Annotated in this window: 13 protein-coding genes; 11 read left to right on the forward strand and 2 right to left on the reverse strand. The window is 74.2% G+C overall.

Annotation, left to right across the window (positions count from 1 at the left end; genetic code table 11):
* A partial coding sequence (locus AB0K51_RS15540) for a non-reducing end alpha-L-arabinofuranosidase family hydrolase (RefSeq protein WP_363454659.1) occupies nt 1-1,296 on the forward strand: 1,296 nt, incomplete at its 5' end.
* Between the two features lie 76 nt (nt 1,297-1,372).
* Here the strand turns inward: AB0K51_RS15540 and AB0K51_RS15545 are convergent.
* Together AB0K51_RS15545 and AB0K51_RS15550 are read right to left on the reverse strand one after the other, a co-directional pair.
* Nucleotides 1,373-1,780 (reverse strand): hypothetical protein, encoded by a 408-nt coding sequence (locus tag AB0K51_RS15545; protein ID WP_363454661.1) that lies wholly within the window; start codon nt 1,778-1,780, stop codon nt 1,373-1,375.
* Between the two features lie 148 nt (nt 1,781-1,928).
* On the reverse strand, nt 1,929-4,679 hold the full coding sequence (locus AB0K51_RS15550; RefSeq protein ID WP_363454663.1) for a LuxR C-terminal-related transcriptional regulator: 2,751 nt from the start codon (nt 4,677-4,679) through the stop codon (nt 1,929-1,931).
* A 237-nt stretch (nt 4,680-4,916) separates the two neighbouring features.
* Here AB0K51_RS15550 and lanL point away from each other — a divergent pair, with 237 nt between their 5' ends.
* The 10 genes from lanL to AB0K51_RS15600 all read left to right on the forward strand — a co-directional run bounded on the left by lanL (nt 4,917) and on the right by AB0K51_RS15600 (nt 14,023).
* The gene (lanL, locus tag AB0K51_RS15555) at nt 4,917-7,613 is read left to right on the forward strand and encodes a class IV lanthionine synthetase LanL (protein WP_363454665.1); all 2,697 of its coding nucleotides are present in this window, start codon (nt 4,917-4,919) and stop codon (nt 7,611-7,613) included.
* Entirely contained in the window at nt 7,610-9,424 is a 1,815-nt protein-coding gene (locus AB0K51_RS15560) for an alpha/beta fold hydrolase (protein WP_363454667.1), read from the forward strand. Before lanL ends, AB0K51_RS15560 begins: the two co-directional genes overlap by 4 nt.
* 6 nt (nt 9,425-9,430) lie before the next feature.
* A complete protein-coding gene (locus tag AB0K51_RS15565; protein ID WP_363454669.1) occupies nt 9,431-9,559 on the forward strand; it encodes an ALQxL family class IV lanthipeptide in 129 nt (42 codons plus the stop codon).
* 44 nt (nt 9,560-9,603) lie between these two features.
* Nucleotides 9,604-9,738, forward strand: a complete 135-nt coding sequence (locus tag AB0K51_RS15570; RefSeq protein WP_363454671.1) for an ALQxL family class IV lanthipeptide — start codon at nt 9,604-9,606, stop codon at nt 9,736-9,738.
* A gap of 53 nt (nt 9,739-9,791) precedes the next feature.
* On the forward strand, nt 9,792-9,926 hold the full coding sequence (locus tag AB0K51_RS15575) for an ALQxL family class IV lanthipeptide (protein ID WP_363454673.1): 135 nt from the start codon (nt 9,792-9,794) through the stop codon (nt 9,924-9,926).
* A gap of 48 nt (nt 9,927-9,974) precedes the next feature.
* Complete coding sequence (locus AB0K51_RS15580) at nt 9,975-10,097, forward strand: ALQxL family class IV lanthipeptide (RefSeq protein ID WP_363454675.1); 123 nt, start codon at nt 9,975-9,977, stop codon at nt 10,095-10,097.
* Between the two features lie 41 nt (nt 10,098-10,138).
* Nucleotides 10,139-10,255, forward strand: coding sequence for an ALQxL family class IV lanthipeptide (locus tag AB0K51_RS15585; RefSeq protein ID WP_363454677.1), 117 nt, complete (start codon nt 10,139-10,141; stop codon nt 10,253-10,255).
* Between the two features lie 45 nt (nt 10,256-10,300).
* Complete coding sequence (locus AB0K51_RS15590) at nt 10,301-10,417, forward strand: ALQxL family class IV lanthipeptide (RefSeq protein ID WP_363454679.1); 117 nt, start codon at nt 10,301-10,303, stop codon at nt 10,415-10,417.
* Nucleotides 10,418-10,496: 79 nt separating this feature from the next.
* Entirely contained in the window at nt 10,497-12,263 is a 1,767-nt protein-coding gene (locus AB0K51_RS15595) for an ABC transporter ATP-binding protein (protein WP_363454681.1), read from the forward strand.
* On the forward strand, nt 12,245-14,023 hold the full coding sequence (locus AB0K51_RS15600) for an ABC transporter ATP-binding protein (protein ID WP_363454683.1): 1,779 nt from the start codon (nt 12,245-12,247) through the stop codon (nt 14,021-14,023). Before AB0K51_RS15595 ends, AB0K51_RS15600 begins: the two co-directional genes overlap by 19 nt.
* Nucleotides 14,024-14,028 lie beyond the last annotated feature (5 nt).

Below are 14,028 nucleotides of genomic sequence, written 5' to 3' on the forward strand. Positions count from 1 at the left end.
CTGGACGTGCAGAACGCGAGTCAGGCCGACGGCGCGGCCGTGCAGATCTACGACTGCTCGAACGGCGTGAACCAGCAGTGGACGGCCACGTCCGCGGGTCAGCTGACCGTGTACGGCGGCAAGTGCCTGGACGTCCCGGGCCACGCCACCACCGCCGGCACCAGGGTGCAGATCTGGGCGTGCACCGGCGGCGCGAACCAGCAGTGGCGGGTGAACACGGACGGCACGATCACCGGCGTCGAGTCCGGACTGTGCCTGGACGTCACCGGCGCGGCCACCGCCAACGGCACCGCCGTCGAACTGTGGACCTGCAACGGCGGCAGCAACCAGAAGTGGACCGGCCTGACCGGCACCCCCACCCCCAGCCCCACCCCGTCGCCCACCGGCGGCTCGTGCGCGCTGCCCTCCTCCTACCGCTGGTCCTCCAGCGGCGCACTCGCACAGCCCGCCAACGGCTGGGCGTCCGTGAAGGACTTCACCGACGTCGTCTACAACGGCAAGCACCTCGTCTACGCCTCGAACGTCTCCGGATCCTCCTACGGGTCGATGATGTTCAGCCCGTTCACCAACTGGTCCGACATGGCCACCACCGGCCAGAGCGGCATGAGCCAGGCCACGGTCGCACCCACCCTGTTCTACTTCGCACCCAAGAACATCTGGATCCTCGCCTACCAGTGGGGCCAGTGGCCCTTCATCTACCGCACCTCCAGCGACCCCACCAACCCCAACGGCTGGTCCGCACCGCAGCCCCTGTTCACCGGCAGCATCCCCAACTCCGGCACCGGACCGATCGACCAGACCCTCATCGCCGACGGCCAGAACATGTACCTGTTCTTCGCCGGCGACAACGGCAGCATCTACCGCGCCAGCATGCCCCTCGGCAACTTCCCCAGCAGCTTCGGCTCCACCTACACCACCGTCATGACCGACACCGCCGCGAACCTCTTCGAAGCCCCCCAGGTCTACAAGGTCAAGGACCAGAACCAGTACCTCATGATCGTCGAAGCCCAGGGCGCCAACGGCCGCTACTTCCGCTCCTTCACCGCCACCAGCCTCAACGGGTCGTGGACCCCGCAGGCCGCCAACGAGAACAACCCCTTCGCCGGCAAGGCCAACAGCGGCGCCACCTGGACCAACGACATCAGCCACGGCGACCTCGTCCGCAACAACCCCGACCAGACCATGACCATCGACCCCTGCAACCTCCAACTCCTCTACCAGGGCAAGAACCCCACCGCCGGCGGCCCCTACGACCAACTCCCCTGGCGCCCCGGCCTCCTCACCCTCCAACACTGACCCACCCAGCACACAGGAGCCCCGACCACACAACGGCCGGGGCTCCCCCCATTCACAGCAGATGCAGGGCTGCAGCTCAGAGCCCGGCTTCGAGGGCCTCCTGGAGGCGCTTCGCGCGCTCCTCGCCGTGGTGGGTGTTGGTGTCCGACTTGTGGTCGAACGTCAGCACGCCGTCGGTGAAGGAGATCCCGGCCGGGCTGAAGTACTCACCGGTGTTCCGGATGACGACCTTGGAGATCCCCTCGCGGAGCGCCTCCTTGCCCATGTCGTCGGCCCCGACCACGCTCAGCGCGTCCACCAGCGGCTGGAAGTACACCTGGGGGAAGTAGTCGGCGTAGCTGTCGGCGTAGTCGGGGACGGCCAGTTCCTGCCACTCCACCTCGATCGGCACCTCGAAGCCTGCCGCCTCGTCGATCCGCGACTTCCAGCCCGGGTAGTCGTCGTTCTTGAACCGCTCGACGCTGCGGCGTTCGGCCAGGCCCATGCGGGACCTCCACATTGTTCGTGATTGTGCTGTTCTTCAGAGCACAGCGGTGATGTTCCTCGCTTGCGGTGATCCTTCCGGTCGTGCGGCCGGGAGGCATCCGTAAGTTCACGGAAATCCCCTACGCAGCAGCCGTGGTGATGGGTGCTCAGGCGGCCTCCAGGATGCCGAGGGCGATGATCAGGTCGGACCGCGACGTGACGTGGAGCTTGCGGAAGATGCGGGTCAGGTGTCCTTCGACGGTCTTGACGGAGATGAAGAGTTCGGCGGCGATGGCGCGGTTGCTCCGGCCGCGGGCGACGAGCTCGGCGATGCGGTGCTCCTGTTCGGACAGGGCGGGGTGGGCGGGGGCGTGGCGGCCGGGGCGGGGGCGGTGACCGCCGATCCGGCGCTGGGCGTTGACGGCGAGGATGCCGAGGTGGGCGGCCCCGCAGGCGTCGGCGAGCTGTTTCGCCCGACCGACGGCGAGTGCGGCCTCGTCGAGCCGGTGACCGTCGGCGAGGCTGCGGCCGAGCAGCAGGCGGGCTCGGGCCTCGGCGGGGGAGAGGCCCGCGGAGGCGAAGAGGTCGGCTGCGGATCGACAGAGTTCGGCGGCGGTGTCGGGGTCGTCGCTCCGCACCGAGGCCAGGGCGAGTGCGGCGTATCCGCGCTGGCCGGGCAGGTCCACGGTGTCGGCCGCCTCGGCGGCGGCCGTGGCCCAGTCCCGGGCCGCGGCATGGTCGCCCCGGGCCGCCTCGGCCCGGGCGGCGGTACAGCACCACATGGCCCGCAGGGCGGGCAGGGGCACCGGGCGGCCCGGTTCGACGACGGCGCGGATGAGGTCCAGGCAGTCGTCGGGTCGGCCCTGCTCCAGGCGCAGCGCGGCCAGCATGCCGGCGGACGCCTCCCAGAGCCGTCCGCGACGGTCGACGGCGCGAAGCGCCTGCTCGACGGTTTCGGCCGCCGAGGTGGGGCCGGTCTGCAGGGCGGTCGCCGCGGCCCGCAGGGTCAGGGCGAAGGCCGCGAGGTGGGGCAGGGCGAGCTGACGTGCCGTCTCCTCGGCGCTTCCGGCCGCGGCGGCGCTGCCCGCCAGTTCGCCGGTCGCCTGCTGCGCGTAGGACTGGCACAGCAGCAGGTGGGGCAGCAGGTGGGTCTGCCCGGTCCGGCGGGCGATCGCGACGGCGCGGGTGGTGTGGCGCAGGGCGTCGTGGTGGCGTTCGGACAGTGCTTCGGCCCAGCCCAACTGGGCGGCCCCGTCGAGGCAGGCGGCCAGTTCCCCGTCCTTCATGGAGGCGAACGCGGCTGCCGCTTCGACCGCGTGCGTTCGGGAGGGTTCCCGGCAGCCGCGGTACGCGGCGCCCAGGGCGCGGCAGGCGGCGACGGCGGTCCGGGTCCTGCGGTCGGAACGGCTTGCCCGGAGCGTGTCGAGGAGGCCCGCGGCCTCGTCGTACCTGCCCTGCGCCGTGCGCACGATGGCGAGTTGCAGCCGGAGCGGGTCGGCGCGGGGGTCGTGCTGCGGCCAGCGGGCCAGTTCGCGTTCCAGGGCGGGGCCGTTCGACCGCGGGGTGAGGGTGCGTTCGACGGCCGACCCGGCTGCCACCAGGGGCACCCGCAGCTCGGGTCGGTCGGGTGGCACCAGGTCGAGGGCCTGACCGAGGCTGTCGCGGCACCCGGCCAGGTCGCCGGTCATCGCGACGGCTTCGGCCAGCCCCAGCAGCATGCCGCGTCGGAGCGGGGCCACCTCGCCGGAGCGGTCGGTGGCGGACAGGCGCAGCGCGGCGCGCAGCCAGGTGGCCGCGGTGGCGGGGGAGAGGTGGAGGGTCGACGCAGCCGCCTCGACCAGCACCGCGAGGGCCTCGCGGTCCCCGGGGCGCGCCGAGCGCGCGACATGGGGGGCGCGTTCCACCGGCCCGGCGCCGCTGTCGCGCAGGGCCAGGTCGGCGCGGCGGTGCGCGGCCAGGGCCCAGCCCGGCGGGGTGTCCCCGGCCACCGCCTCGCGCAGGACGGGATGGCGTGAGCGCAGCAGCCGGTGCACGTCCGACGGTGCTCCCGCGGGGTCCGCGGACCGGACGAGGTCGAGTGCGGACAGGCCGTCGAGGGCGTCCAGCGCGCGCTGGTCGGGGAGGTCGGCCACCGCCGCGAGGAGCAGCGGGTCGAAGGGGTCGCCGAGCACGGACGCGGCGCGCAGCACCGCGAGTTCGTCGGCGGAGAGCACGGCGGTCTCCCGGATCAGGGCCGCCCGGACGGCCTCCGGCAGACCGGCGGCGGCGTTCCGGGCCAGGTCGCCCAGCAGGCTCAGGTAGAACGGGTTGCCCTGGCCGGCCGTGCAGAGCCGGTCCCGGTCGTCGGAGGTGTACCCGGGGCCGAGCAGGGTTTCGCAGGCTTCCCGGTCCAGCGGCGCGAGCGGGACGCGGAGGACCCGGTAGGGCGCCGCCGGGTGCTGGAGCGCGGCCAGGAGTCGGGCCGGGGACTGCCGTGGCCGGTGACCGCAGGCCAGGATCAACGCGGTGCCGGGCGCTCGTCGCAGCAGGTCGTGGAGCAGGCCGAGCGTGGCCTCACCGGCCCAGTGCAGGTCGTCCAGGCAGAGCAGGACGCCGCGGCCGCGGTCGGCGTCCGCGAGCAGTCGGGCGAGGTCCGGGCGCGGCCCGTGCCGTCCGGGGTGCTCCTGCGCGGCGGTCCGGAGCAGGTCCAGCAGGAGCGGGCGTTGCCGTTCGAAGGCCGAGGAGCGGTCGCAGAGGACGGTCAACCCCTCGGCCCGGGCCAGCCGTTCGAGCTCGGCGAGCAGGGTGGACTTCCCCAGGCCGGGGTCGCCGGTGATCTCGAGGACGGTGGACGCTCCGTCGGCGCATGCGGTGACGGCCGACCGGAGGAGTGACATCTCGTGCGCCCGGCCGGTCGGCGGCGGGTTCTGTTCCCTCATAGGCATCCCCTCTGACGTGCTGAGGCCCCGTGGAGCTGATCGTCAGTCATGTCCCGCCCAGGCAGCGTCCGTTGAACTACGCCAGCCCCTTACGCAACTGCCGGCGGCGCGGGAGAAACGAGGGTCGCACCCTCATGCTGGTCCCCCCGGTCCGCTGCCAGATTGGCCGTCAAGGTCGCTGCCGAGCGGCGGATCGTCGGATGGGGTAGTCACGTGCATGACTTTCGCTTGCAGTGGGTGGTGGAGTCGGTTCTCGCCGAGCGCGGGCTGGACGGCTGGTCGTTCACCGAGGACGAGGTCTGGTGCCGGGTGACACCGGCCGGCGACGGCGGGGTCGACCGGGTACAGGGGTGGAAGCTCCACGTCTCCGCGACGCGGCTGTCCGCTCCGGAGGTGCTGCACCGGGTCGCGCACGTCCTGGTCCCGCGCGGGGTCGCGTTCAAGTTCTCCCGCAGCATCAGGATGGTCGAGGAGATGACCGGCGAGCGGTACGACCGGGCCCAGTGCGGGAAGATCATCGCCGTCTACCCGTCCGACGAGGACGAGTTCCGCGAGCTCGCCACGGCGCTCGACGAGGCCACGGCGGGGCTTCCCGGGCCGGCCATCCTGAACGACCGGCCGCTGCGGCCCGGCAGCCTGGTGCACTACCGGTTCGGCGCGTTCCGGGGCGTTCCGGTGCTCACCGACGACGGGGTGTTCGAGATCCGGGTCGCCGATCCGGACGGGACCCCGGTCGAGGACCGCCGCAAGCCGTGGTTCTGCCCGCCGTCCTGGGCGGAACTCCCGTACCCCAGCCCGCCGAAGGCGTCCAAGCCCGGCGCGCTGCTCGCCGACCGCTTCGAGGTGCGCCAGGCGATCCGGCACTCCGCCCGCGGCGGCGTGTACCGGGCGCTGGACCACCGGACCGGCGCGGAGGTGATCGTCAAGCAGGCCCGCGCGCACGTGGGCGGGCGGCTGAACGGCGAGGACTGCCGCAGCGGCCTGCGCAGCGAGTGGCAGGCCCTGAGCACCCTGGCCGGGATCACCGCCGAGCCGGTCGACCTCTTCGACCTCAACGGCCACACCTTCCTGGTGGAGTCCCTCGTCCCCGGGGTGACCCTGGCCCAGTGGCTCGACGAGCAGTTGGCGGACGGCGACTGGCGGGGCGGACTGGAACCGGCGCGGCTGCTGGACATGGCGCGGAAGCTGACCGGGCTGCTGGCCGAGGTCCACGCGCGCGGGCTGGTGTTCCAGGACTTCACCCCGCTCAACATCATGGTGACCCCGGACGGCGAGCTGAAGCTGATCGACCCGGAGATGGCACGCGTCCCCGGCGAGTGGGGCGTCCGGGGTCACACGCTCGGCTTCGCCGCCCTGGAGGTCGTGCGCAACCCCGGCGAGGGCTGGGTGCCGCAGCAGACGGCCGACCTGTACTCGCTGGGAACGGTGCTGGCCTTCCTCGCGGTGGGGACGGCGCCGATGTTCGGGAAGGACGGCCCGAAGCCGCTCTCCGTGCACGAGCGCCTCGCCGCGGTCCTGCACGCGGCCGGCGTGCACTACCCCGCGGCGCGGATGGTGGCACCGGCGGTGCGCGGCCTGACCGCCGACGACCCCGAGCAGCGCTGGTCGCTCGACCGGCTCCGGGAGTTCCTCGCCACCTGCACCGTCCCGGCGGCCGTCGTCCCGGCCGGCGGAGACACCGCAGCCGCGGACCGGCTGTCCGACGCCGACCGGCAGCGCTTCACCGACGACGGTCTCGCCCACCTGCTGGCGACCATGGCCGCCCCCGGTGACGACGCCCGCCGGCTGTGGCCGAGCACCGACTTCGGCGACGGCACCGACCCCTGCAACGTCCAGCACGGCTCGGCCGGCGTCCTGGGCGTGCTCACCCTCGCCGACCGCCACCTGCACCGGGACGACCTGCGCGCGGCCGTCGTCCGGGCGGCGGACTGGACCGCTCGGCGGCGCGACGCGATCCCCCGGCTGCTGCCCGGCCTTTACTTCGGGCGCTCCGGCACCGCCTGGGCGCTCTTCGACGCGGCCCGCCACCTCGGTGACGCGGAACTCGAGCGGCAGGCGGTCGACCTGGCCCTCGCGGTGCCGGTGGAGTGGCCCAACCCGGACGTCTGCCACGGCGTCGCGGGGTCCGTCCTGACCCAGCTCCACCTGTGGCGGGGCACCGGCCGCGGCGAGTTCCTGGAGCGGGCGACCAAGGGCGGCGAGGCGCTGCTGGCAGCCGCCGAGCACAGCGACGGCCAGGTCTACTGGCCCGTCCCCGCCAGCGTCGACTCGCTCCTGGCGGGCATCTCCCACCTCGGGTTCGCGCACGGCGTGGCCGGAGTCGGGTACACCCTGCTGGCGATCGCGCAGGCCACGGGCGACGAGCGGTACCTGGCGGCCGCGGTGGCCGCCGGGAGGACCCTGGTCGCCGAGGCCGAGCGCGAACCGTCGGGCGCGCACTGGCGCAACGACCGCGCCGACGAGCCCGGCACGGGCATGCGCACCCACTGGTGCAGCGGCGCCTCCGGCGTGGGGACCTTCCTGCTGCGGCTGTGGCAGGCCACCGGTGACGCCGAGTACCTGCAGCTGACGGAGGAGGCCGCGCAGGCGGTCCGCCGGGCCCGGTGGTACTCGGGCACCGCGGCCTGTCACGGCCTGGCCGGCAACGGCGAGTTCCTGCTCGACCTCGCCGACGCCGTCGGCGGCCCGTACCGCGAGTGGGCCGAGGAACTGGCCTGCGCGATGGCGCTGCGCCACGGCATCCGCGGCGGACGCCTGGTGATCCCCGACGAGTCCTCGCAGGGCGTGGCCGTCGACTACAACGTCGGGCTGAGCGGCGCCGTCGGCTTCCTGCTGCGGCTGGCGCACGGCGGGGTCAGGCCCTGGATGGTCGACGGGGCCTCGGAGCAGGCCGTCGACGGGGCCCGGTGCTCGATGCAGTTGGTGACGCGGTGACAACTCCCTGGCGGGGGCGCATCGATGACACCACGGTGACGGCGCGGATCAGCTTCCGGTTCTCCGCCTCCGGCACCCGGGCCGCCTGCCTGGCCACCACCGAGTCCGGCCGGCAGTACGCCGAGAGCTGGAGCCTGCGGGAGAACGGGCCGGTCCTGGACTTCTCCGCCGAGCTGACGGGCGACCTCACCTACACGATGGTCCTCCCGCTGGACGGCGAACGCCTGCTGGTCTCCCGGCACGGCCCCGAGGACACCCAGACCCTGAGCCTGCTGCACGACGACGGGCGGCTCAGCGCCGTGGGCAGCACGCAGCACGCACCGCTCGCCCTGCTGGGCCTGCCGGAGGGAGCACCCGGCCTGGCACTGGCCTGGTCGAGCCGCGGCGGGGGTGCGGCGGACGAGGAGACGGCGCTGTACCGGGTGACCACCGGAACCCCGTGGCTGCAGGAGCTGGTCCGGCTGCCGGGGCCGGTCCGGGACGTGACGGTCTGCGGCCCGCGGGTCCTGTTCACCCTGGAACCGGCGTCCGGCCGGGTGCGCCTGCTGGTCGATCCCCGCGACGGGACCACCGTCCCGGTGCCGTTCCCCGACGACGCCTCCCGCGTGCTGGCCGGCACCGAGCACCAGGTGCTGCTCGCCCGGCGGGGGCCGCAGGGATCGTCGCTCGCCCGGGCGGACCTCGCCGACGGCAGCATCCGCCCGTTCGACCCGGACACTCCGCCACGGGGGACCGTCTACCCGCTGGCGCTGGACCCGACCGGGACGTTCGTCGCGGTCCTGGAGACCGTCGGCGCCCACTCGCTGCTCAGCTGCTGGGACACCGAGTCCGGGGCGGTGCACCGGATCGCGGTGCCGGAAGGCGAACTCCTCCCGCTCGCGGCCTGGACCCCCGCGGGGCTCTGGCTCCCGCACTCCGACCCCCGGCGGCCCCGGACCATGGCCTGGCTGCCACCGGGCTCGCCGGAACTGCGGCTCCCCGCCGCGCCGGTGGAGCCCTGGCTGCCCGGCCGGGTGGAGACCTTCCCCGGGGCGGAGGGGCCGGTCGAGGCCGTGGTCCACGGACCGGACTGGCGCACCAGCCCGCGCGTCGTGGTGGCCCTGCACGGCGGCCCCACCAGCCACTGGACGCTCGGCTTCAACCCGCTGTTCCAACTCCTCGCGGCGGCCGGCATCGCGGTCGTGGCACCCAACCAGCGCGGCAGCACCGGCTACGGGGCGGCGCACACGCTCGCGCTCGTCGGAGCCTGGGGCGTGCCCGACCTCGCCGACGTGTCGGCCGTCGCGGCCCACGTCCGGGACCACCGCGCGGCGGGACTGCAGCGCCCCGCCGTGCTCGGCATCAGCTACGGCGGCTACCTGGCGCTGCTGGCCGCCGGCACCCGACCGGACCTGTGGTCCGGCTGCGTGGCCGTCGCCCCGTTCCTGTCCGGACCCCGGCTGCACGCCGAGGGCTTCGCCACAGTGCGCGGCATGGTGGAGCGCCTCGACGGGCTCACCGAGGCGACCGACGCCCTCGGGCCGCGTGACGTGACCCGGTTCGCCGCCGACCTGCGGGCCCGGCTGCTGCTGGTCCACGGGGCCCGCGACGAGTCCACGCCGGTGGAGCATTCCCGCTCCCTGGCACGCCAGTTGGCCGACCTCGGCCGCCGCGAGGGCACGGACTTCCGGTATCTCGAACCCCCCGACCGCGGCCACGCCGCCCTCGGTTCCTCCGTCCAGGACCCGATCGCCGCCCTGGTGACCCGGTTCCTCATCGACGGCGAGCCGGCCGCCGACCCCGCCGGTGTACCCGCGCACGAGAGGAGGTGACCGTTCATGGAGTTCGACCTGGAAGCCCTGCAGGAGCTTCCCCCCGAGGAGGAGCTGGCTGCAGGTACGTGCAAGGCGAGCTGCAGGTTCTCCGCCTGCTCCGCGTTGACGTCCACGACCCTCTACGGCCAGTGATCCGTTCGGCCCGTGTGCCAGTCCGTGAGAGGAGGTGATCACCCATGGAATTCGACCTCAACGCGCTTCAGGAGCTGCCCGCCGAGGAGGACCAGGCCGGCATCGGCTGCCGCTTCAGCTGCGGCGTCAGCTGCGGCGGGTCCTGCCCGGCGACCTGCCTGGCCACCGGCAACCAGTGAGCCGGTAGGTGACGGTCCGTCAGATCACGGTCCGTGAGAGGAGGTGATCATTCATGGAGTTCGACCTCGACGCCCTGCAGGAGCTTGCCTCGCAGGAGGAGCAGGCGGCTGCCGCCTGTGCCTGGAGCTGCGGCCGGAGCTGCCAGGTGACGGTGTGCCCGTCCACCTGCCCGGTGAGCACCGTCTGACAGCCCTTCAGCCCGCGCCACCGATCCCGTGAGAGGAGGTGATCACCCATGGACTTCGACCTCGACGCCCTGCAGCAGCTCGCGCCGCAGGAGACGCAGACCACCGGCGCTTGCACCAAGAGCTGCTACCCGACGGTCTGCCCGGCCACCTGCACGATCACCGACCCGTGACCGGCGCCCGCAAGGACAACCCACACCAGAAAGGACCTCGCATGGAACTCGACCTCGACGCGCTGCAGGAACTGCCCGCGCAGGAGGAGCAGACCGGCTACTGCGGCCGGAGCTGCTCCGGCACCTGTCCGGCGACCTGCACCGTCACCGGGTTCTGACAGCCCGCCACCAGTCCGACCCACACACCGAAAGAGGTGCCGTACATGGAGCTCGACCTGGACGCCCTGCAGGAACTCCCCGCCGACGAGGAGCTGGCCGGGAACTGCGGCTTGAGCTGCTCCGTCAGCTGCCGGTCCACCTGCCACTCGACGGGCGTCTGACGCCGTAGCGGTACCGCGGTGCCGGAGCGACCCGGCTCCGGCACCGCGCCCACGCCCCCTTTCTCCTCCCGGAGGTTCCATGCCAGCCACCCCCGGTGGCCGACTGCTGGTCGCCACCGCGATCCGCCTGCGCACGCGACTGATCCTGCTCACCGCCGCACTCGGTACGCAGGTGGCCGCGGGGCTGGCCCTCCCGGTCCTGCTGGCCCGGGCCGTGGACGCGGTGCTGCGGCACGGCGACACCGTCCGGCCGGTCGCCGCCCTGGCCGCCGTGCTGGCCGCCGGCGCGATCGGCGAGACCGCCACGGTGCGGCTCTCGGTCTCGGCGGGTGCGCACGGCACCGCCTGGATACGGATGCTGACGGTCCGTCGGCTGCTCGGCCTCGGGCCGCGATCGCCGTTCCCGGTCGGGGAGGCGGTGACACAGGTGGTCCAGGCCGCGCCCCAGGCGGCCACCCTCCCCGCCCAGGCGACCGAATCAGCCGTCGCGTCCGCCGGCTCGGCCGTGGCGCTGGTCGCGCTCTGGACGGTGGACTGGCGGGCCGGCCTGGTCTTCACCGTGCTGTTCCCGCTCACCGCGCTGGTGGCGCGCAGGTTCATCACCGAGGCCGGCGACGCCGAGGCCCGCTACCTGGCCGCCCAGACCGGCATGGCGACCCTGCTGGTGAACGCGCTCGCCGGGGCCCGCACCATCCGCGCGGTCGGCACCCTGGCCGTCGAGACGGAACGCGTGGTCGCCCCGCTGCCGGACCTGTCCGCCGCGGGACACGCGATCTGGCGCGTCCAGCGGGACGTGGTGTGGAAGATCGGGCTGCTGATGCCGCTGACCCAGGTCCTGGTCCTGGCCACCGCGGGGCTGGACCTGGTCGCCGGACGCATCAGCCCCGGCAGCCTGCTGGCCGTCACCGGCTACCTGACCCTGGCCTCCGGCCTGCTCGACCAGGTGGACGTGTTCCTGGGTCTGGCGAGCGCCCGGGCCGGCGCGTCCCGGCTCGGCGAGGTCCTGGACCGGCCCGTCGTCGAGGGCGGGCCGCTGCGCACGCCGCCGCCGAGCGGGGCGCTGTCGCTGCGCGGCGTCACCGTCCGCCGCTCCGGCACCGCCGTGCTGGACCGGCTCGACCTGGACGTCCCCGACGGAGCGTCAGTGGCCGTGGTGGGCGCGACCGGATCCGGCAAGAGCCTGCTGGCCGCGCTGCCGGGCCGGCTGGCCGACCCGGACGAGGGGGAGGTGCTGCTCGGCGGGGTGCCCGTCCGGGAGCTGGACCTGCGTACCCTGCACGACGCCGTCGCCTACGCCTTCGAGCGCCCCGCGCTGCCCGGCGGCACCCTGCACGAGGCGATCGCCTTCGGACGTCCCGAACTCCCGCGCCACGCCGTCGAGTCCGCCGCCCGCGCCGCGCAGGCCGACCCGTTCGTGCGCCGCCTGCCCGCCGGCTACGACACCCCGCCGAGCCTCGCGCCGATGTCGGGGGGACAGCTCCAGCGCATCGGGCTGGCCCGTGCCCTGGCCCGCCCGGCCCTGCTGCACGTGCTGGACGACGCCACCTCAGGGCTGGACACGGTGACCGAGACCCTGGTCAGCGAGGCCGTCACCGAACGGCTCGGCGGCAGCACCCGACTGATCGTCACCCACCGCGCCACCACCGCCGCCCGCTGCGACCTGGTGGCCTGGCTGCACGACGGACGCATCCGCGGCTTCGCCCCGCACGCCGTGCTCCGGGCGGACCCCGCCTACCGGGCCGTCTTCGCGCCCGCTGCCGAACCCACCGCCGCCGAACCCACCGCCGCCGAACCCACCGACGACGACCTCCCCGGCAAGGAGCAGCGATGCACAGCCGACCGCTGACCGGCGCGGCAGCCGAACCGGCCGCCGCCGCACCGTGGTTCAGGAGGACGCCGCGCCTGGGCCTGACACCGACCGCGGCGGCGCTGCTCGCCGACGGCCTGCACGGGAGCCGGCGACCACTGCTGCGGATCGCCGGGCTGTCCGCGGTCGAGGCGGCCCCCGCACTCGCCTCCGGCTGGGTGACCGCCGCCGCCCTCGACCACGGCTTCCTGGCCCACCGCACCGGCACCGGACTGGCCTGGCTGGGCGTCCTCGCCCTGCTGTACCTGGTCCGTGCCTGCGCCGAGCGCGCCATGTTCGACCCGATGGCCGCAGTCGTCGAACCGCTGCGCGACCACCTCACCCGTCGGGTCGTCCACAACACCCTGCGCCAGGCGACCGAGCTGGGCCGCGACCCGGGCACGGCGAGCGTGTCCCGGCTCAGCGGCCAGATCGACTCCGCCCGCGGCCTGATCGCGTCCCTGCTGCGCACGGCGCGCCCGCTGGCGGTCACCCTCCTCGCGGCGCTGGTCGGACTGGCCGGGCTCGACCCGCTGCTGGCCGTCCTGGTGCTGGTCCCGCTCACCGCGGCGGTGGCCCTCTTCGCCTGGTCCATGCGCCGGCTGACCGCGCTGCGCCGGGACGCCCTCCTCGCCGCGGAGGAGGTGGCGCGCCAGGTCGGGGCGGTCCTCGCCGCCGCCCGCGACGTCACCTCGCTCGGGGCCGAGGAGCACGCGGCGGCGCTGGTCGAGGCGGAGTCGGACCGGGCCCGCAACTCCCTGCTGCGCGTCGGACGCGCCGTCACCCTGCGCATCCCCGTGGTGCTGCTCGGCGGGTACGTCCCGCTGCTGGGCCTGCTGCTCGGCCCGCGCCTGACGGACGGTCACCCGATCACCGTCGGCGCCCTGATCGGCGCGGCCGTCTACGTGGCGGGGTCCGTCGTTCCGGCGCTGCAGCTGATGACCGGCACGGTCGGCGGCTACTGGAGCCAGCTGGGTGTGCTGCTGCACCGCCTCGGCGAGGTCGCGCCGGAACGGTCGGCGCCCGCCCGCCCGGGGCCGGACGGGTCGCCGCTCGGGAGCCCTGCCGAGTCCGTGCCGATGCCGGACCTGACCGTCGACCGGTTGTGCTTCGCCTACGGCGTCGGCGCCGAGCCGGTGCTGCACGACCTGAGCCTCACCGTCCCGTTCGGCGACCACCTGGTGATCACCGGAGCCAGCGGCATCGGGAAGTCCACCCTCGCCGCCCTGCTCGCCGGCCTCCACGAACCGACGTCCGGCGCCGTCGCGTTCGCCGGTCGCCGGGTCACCGCGCTGCCGGAGGAGACCCGGTGCCGCCTGGTCGTCCTGGTCCCCCAGGAGGCGTACGTGTTCCCCGGAACGGTCCGGGACAACCTCCGCTACCTCGCCCCGCTCGCCGAGGACGCCGCCGTCCTCCACGCCGCCGAGTGCGTCGGGCTCCAGCCCCTGCTCACCCGGCTCGGCGGCCTCGACGCGCAGGTGGGCGATCCGGCCGACCTCTCCAGCGGGGAACGCCAACTCCTGGCACTCGTCCGCACCTACCTCTCACCCGCACCGGTCGTCATCCTCGACGAGGCCACGGCCCACCTCGACCCGGCCGCCGAGGAGCGGGCGGAACGAGCCTTCCGGGCCCGCCCCGGCACGCTCATCGTGATCGCCCACCGCACGGGTTCCGCCGCCCGCGCCCGACGGATCCTCCACCTCGACGGCGAGGCACACCGGCTGACGACCAATGAGCCCCTCGCCACCGTTGCGTCGTGAGCGGC

This window comes from Kitasatospora sp. NPDC049285 (assembly GCF_040678815.1).
GTDB lineage: Bacteria > Actinomycetota > Actinomycetes > Streptomycetales > Streptomycetaceae > Kitasatospora.